The organism is Amycolatopsis kentuckyensis (assembly GCF_002155975.1).
Lineage (GTDB): Bacteria > Actinomycetota > Actinomycetes > Mycobacteriales > Pseudonocardiaceae > Amycolatopsis > Amycolatopsis kentuckyensis.
Genome location: NZ_MUMI01000621.1, coordinates 1 through 5596 on the forward strand (window position 1 = coordinate 1; position 5596 = coordinate 5596).

Here is a 5596-nt window from a genome sequence, read left to right on the forward strand (position 1 = left end):
TCGGTGCTGGCCGGGGCCGCCGCCTTCGGGGGTCTGTGGGCCCGTGCGGCCCCGCCCGCGCTCGCCACCGGAGGGAACCCGCACCGGGACGTCGCCCAGGACGCCCGGATGGTCTGGCGGAGGCTGCCGAAGAACTGGCAGGAAGGCCCCTTCCTCGCCAACGGCTACCTCGGCGTCCAGGTCTACGCCGGGAAGACGCCGCAGGTCCTCAAGTTCATGCTCAGCCACACCCAGGTCCAGGACCAGCGCATCCAGTGGGAAGCCGGCATCGGCCTCTCCCGCCTGCCGATCGGCTCGCTCACCCTCACCCTGGCCGGCGCGATCACCGCCGTCGACTGGACGCTCGACCTCTACAACGCCGAACTCGGCGGCACCATCACCACCACGCAGGGCTCGGTCGCCTTCTCCGCCGTCGTGCACAACGACCTCGGCGTGCTGCTCGTCTCGCTGACGCCGAGCGCGGGGGAAGCCACCGCCGCCTGGGCGTTCCAGCCCCTCGAGTCCGCCACCACCCGGACCGTCCGCAAGCCGCCCGAGTACGTCGCCAATCCCGCGCCCGAGCTGGGCGACGGCTACTGTGCGCAGCCCATGCTCGCCGGCGGCGGGTACACCACCGCGTGGCGGGAACGCGCCGTCGGCACGAAACGGCTGCTCGCCGCCACCGTCGCCTACAGCTTCCCGGGCACCACGCACACCGCCGACGCAACGGAGGCCGTCCGGAAAGCGCTTGCCGCCCGCCCGGACGCGCTGCTCGCCCGGCACCGCCGCTGGTGGAACGACTACCACCGGCGCAGTTTCGTTTCGGTGCCCGACAAGCAGGTGCAGCGGTTCTACTGGATCCAGCTGTACAAGATCGCGGCCGCCACCCGCGCCGACGGGCCGGTCGTGTCCGAATGGGGACCGTGGTTCCCCGAGGTCGGTAACAGCTGGACCGCCGTGTGGTGGAACCTCAACGTCCAGGTCACCTACCCGATCGTCAACAGCACCAACCACCCCGAACTCGACGCCGTCACCGCGACCTTCCGGCGCGACCACGCGAACCTCGAGGTGTCCGTCCCGCCCGCGTACCGCGACGGCGACACCTACGCCCTCTCGCACCCGGGTGACTGGCGGCTGCGCCCCGGCGGCACGCGCTCGGTGGGCGTCCCCGGGACGACGTCCAAGACCGACCAGACCGGGAACCTGCTGTGGGGCCTGCACAACGTCTGGCTCGCCTACCGGCACCACATGGACCGGCGCGTGCTCCGCGACGTCCTGTACCCGACGCTGGCCAAGGCGCTGAACTTCTACCGGCACTTCCTGTTCACCGGCCCGGACGGGGCGTTGCACCTGCCGCTGACCCGATCGCCGGAGTACGCCGACGCGCCCGACTGCACCTACGACCTGTCGCTGATCCGGTGGGCGGCCCGCACGCTCGTCGACACCGCCCGGATCCTGTGCCTCGACGAACCGCGTGTGCCGATCTGGCGGGAAATCGGCGCGAAACTCGTGCCGTACCACGAGTACCCCGCTGCGGGGGTGCTGATCGGCGACGGCGTTCCGCTGGCCGCGTCGCACCGGCACTTCTCGCACCTGCTGTGGCTGTACCCGCTGCGCGAGAAAGTCTGGGACACGCCAGGCGACCGCGACATCATGACGCGCACGTTCGAGCACTGGGCCGCCGACCAATCCGCCTGGCACGGCTACAGCTACGCGGCCGCGTCGTCGATGAAATCGGTAATGGGTGCGCCTGAGGAAGCGTTGCGGTACCTGAAGTTCTTCCTCGACCGGAACGTCGTGGCCGACACCGAGCTGACCGCGAACACGATGTACCGCGAGGGGTCCAACTTCGCGATCGAGAGCCCGATCACCGCCGCCCAGTCCGTTGTGGACATGCTCGTGCAGGGATCCGGCGGGGTGCTCAAGGTCTTCCCGTCGGTGTCGGCGACCTGGCGTGACGCCTCGATCGCCGGGCTCCGCGCGGAAGGTGCGTTCCTCGTGGACGCCTCCCGCCGCGACGGCCGGACCGAGTTCGTCCGCGTGCACAGCGAAGCCGGTGAGCCGCTGGTCCTGCAGCACGGCGTCGCCGGGGACGTCGACGTCCGCGACGAGCACGGCCGCCGGCTGCCGTGGCGCCCGGCCGGACCGGGACGGATCGCGATCGGGCTGCGCCGCGGCGGCACCGCCGTCGTCACCCCGCGGGGCGGGCGGCCGGACCTCGGACCGCGGGACGTCCCCGCGCTCGGGCCGGCGCCGGCGTGGGGCCTGCCGAGCTGAATTCCGCTTTCGACGAGGAGGTCGAATGGACATCACCCGCAGAACCGTGCTCGGTGGCGCGCTGGCCGGGATCGCCGCCGCCGGCTTGACCCCCGCCTTCGCCGAAGCGGCACCCGGCGGCGACGACTTCGGCTGGGCGGGGTTCCTGGGCACCGCCGACCTGTACTGGCGGCGGCTGCCGAAGACCTGGTACGAAGGACCGTTCCTGGGCAACGGCTTCCTCGGCTCCGGCATCTACGCCGAGCCCGGGCAGAACGCGATCCGGTTCAACGTCCAGCACAGCCAGGTCCAGGACCACCGCCCGGAGTTCGGCTCGCTGTTCGGCCTGGCCCGGCTTCCGATCGGGTACTTCACGCTCGAACCGGTCGGCGCGATCACCGCGATCGACTGGCGGATGGACCTGTGGAACGCCGAGCTGACCGGCACGATCACGACGGCCGCGGGCAGCCTGAGCCTGCGCGCGCTCGTCCACACCGGACAGTCACTGCTCGCGGTCGAAATCCGGCCCTCCGAAGGGGAGCGCGGGTTCAAGTGGGTGTTCCACCCGGCGGTCGCGGTCAGCCCGCGCGCCGACCCGGTGTGGAACAAGCCGCCGCCGGCCGGGTACACCGCGAACCCGCCGGTGCAGCTGTCGGCGAGTGGTGACGCGCGGCTGGCCGTCCAGCCGCTGCTGGCCGGGGGCGAGCACGTGACGGCCTGGCGGAAGGTCACCCGCGGCGGCGCACGCACGCTGTACACGTCGGTGGCCTGGTCACACCCCGAGAAGACGGCGGCGGCGCGGGCGCTGGGCACGGTCCGCCGGGCGCTTCCGTTCGCCGAGCTCACCCGGGACCACCGGCGCTGGTGGCACGACTACTACCGGCGGAGCTTCCTGTCCATTCCGGACACCCGGCTCCAGAGCTTCTACTGGATCCAGCTGTACAAGGTGGCTTCGGCGGCGCGGCGCGAGGCTCCGGTGATGGCGACGTCCGGGCCGTGGCTGGAGAACACGCCGTGGCCGGCGACGTGGTGGAACCTCAACGTTCAGCTCGAGTACTGGCTGATCCACGGCTCCAACCACCTGGAGCTCGACGCGGTCAGCCACGCACTGGACAAGTACCGGGCCAACCTGACGAGCCAGGTCGCTTCTCCTTACCAGGCCGATTCGGCGGGTATTCCGCGGACGACCGACATGACGCTGCTCAACGGCGTCTCGAACGCGACCAGCGGGTTCCCGGTCGGGATCCCGGGGCGGGACACGCCGACGCCGGAGGTCGGCAACCTGACCTGGGCGCTGCACAACGTGTGGCTGTCCTACCGGCACACGATGGACCGATCGCTGCTCCAGGGCACGCTGGTCCCGTTGCTGCGCAAGGCGATCAACTACTACCTGCACTTCCTCGCGCCCGGGCCGGACGGGAAGCTGCACCTGCCGCCGACGTTCTCACCCGAGTACGGCGTCAACGCGCCGGACTGCAACTACGACCTCTCGCTGATCCGCTGGGGCTGCACGACGCTGCTCCAGGCGGCGCCCGGTGATCCGCTGGCGCCTCGCTGGCAGAACGTGCTCGCCAACCTCGTCGACTACCCGGCCGACGTCAACGGCTACATGATCGGCGCCGGGGTGCCGTTCGCGAAGTCGCACCGGCACTACTCGCACCTGCTGCAGATCTACCCGCTCTACGACGTCACCTGGGAGCAGCCGGAGCACCGGGCGATCATCGAGACGTCGCTGAACCACTGGGTCGGCTTCGAAGGCGCGCTGCAGGGCTACACGTTCACCGGGGCGGCGTCGATCTCGGCGCAGATGCTGCGCGGCGAGCAGGCCGCGTTCTACCTCGGCGAGCTGCAGCGGCGGTACATCCAGCCGAACACGATGTACAAGGAGTCCGGGCCGGTCATCGAGACGCCGTTGTCGGCGGCGAAGTCCCTGCAGGACATGCTGGTGCAGAGCTGGGGCGGCGTGCTGCGGCTGTTCCCGGCGGTGCCGGCGGCCTGGGGCGACGTCGCGCTGCGGGACTTCCGCACCGAAGGCGCGTTCCTGCTCAGCGCGTCCCGCACCGGCGGGAAGACGCGCTGGCTGAAGGTGCACAGCGAGGCCGGGGCGCCGTGCGTGCTGCGGCCGGGCATCGACGGCGAGCTCGCGGTGACGGACGCGCGGGGCCGGGCGCGTCGCTGGCGGCGGCTGGCCAACGGGGACGTCCGGGTCGAACTCGGGTGCGGCGAGGACGCGTTCGTGTACCGGAAGGGGGATCGGCCGGACTTCGGCATCCGGCCGGTGGCGCCGGGCGGGGCGAGCGTGCCGTGGGGCCTGCCGTGATCGGGGGGTTTTCGCCCGGGGAGGCGGTCTTGACGGCAGAATGATGCTCCTCCGACGAAGGGGAGCGTGGATGAGCGAGCCGGACGGCAGACCCGGGCCGCCGTACCAGTATTCGCCGTGGCAGCCGCCCGTGCCGCCGAAGCCGTCGTCGACGGCGGCGATCGCGCTGGTCACCGGCTCGTGCGTGGTCGTCGTGGCGATGGCGCTGGCGTTCCTGGCCTGGGGCTACCCGGGGTTCCTGCGCAAGCCGGACGGCCAGGCAGGGGGCGCGATCCGGACTCCGACGTCGTCGCCATCGTCTTCGGTGGCCTCGCCCGGAACGCCGGCCGCGATCCCCGGCGGCCGGGTGCCGATGCCGAAGCGGGCGAAGCCGCTGGCCGACCCGGTGACGTGCGCGTTCACCCCGGACACCGGCTCACCGGCGCCGAAGAAGGTCGCGCTGCCGCCGGACGGCCCGGCGCCGTCGACCGGGACCGTCGACGTCCGGCTGGCGACGACCGCGGGCGAGATCGGGCTCGCGCTGGACCGCGCGCTGGCGCCGTGCACGGTGGTGAACTTCCTGAGCCTGGCCCGGCAGGGTTTCTACGACGGCACGTCGTGCCACCGGCTGTCGGTGAGCACCGGGCTGCAGATGCTCCAGTGCGGCGACCCGGTCGGCGACGGCACCGGCGGCCCGGGCTACACGATCCGCGACGAGCTGTTCCCCGGGCTGACGTACGGCCGCGGCGTCCTCGCGATGGCGAAGACGTCCGCCCCCGACTCCGGCGGCTCCCAGTTCTTCCTGGTCTTCGGCGAGATCGACATCCCACCCGAGTACACGGTCTTCGGCAGCATCGACGACCCCGGCCTCGAAACCCTCGACCGCATCGCCCGAGCCGGAATAGACCCGGCCAAACCCGGCATCGGCGACGGCAGCGGCCCCCCAAAGCTCCCCGTCACCCTCACCGGAGTCACCACCACCCCGTAACTCACGTGATCAGACCCGGAACTCGCGTGATTGGACCCCGGACCCGCGTGATTGGAGCCGTAACTCGCGAGTTC

The 5596-nt window shown here is 71.6% G+C and carries 3 protein-coding genes; all 3 read left to right on the top strand.

The window, feature by feature from the left end; translation table 11 throughout:
• A partial coding sequence (locus CCN39_RS43905; RefSeq protein ID WP_244211289.1) for a glycosyl hydrolase family 95 catalytic domain-containing protein occupies positions 1-2256 on the top strand: 2256 nt, incomplete at its 5' end.
• 25 nt (positions 2257-2281) lie between these two features.
• Positions 2282-4555, top strand: a complete 2274-nt coding sequence (locus CCN39_RS43910; protein WP_086852641.1) for a glycosyl hydrolase family 95 catalytic domain-containing protein — start codon at positions 2282-2284, stop codon at positions 4553-4555.
• A 70-nt stretch (positions 4556-4625) separates the two neighbouring features.
• Positions 4626-5522, top strand: coding sequence for a peptidylprolyl isomerase (locus tag CCN39_RS43915; protein WP_086852643.1), 897 nt, complete (start codon positions 4626-4628; stop codon positions 5520-5522).
• The last annotated feature ends 74 nt before the right edge of the window (positions 5523-5596 follow it).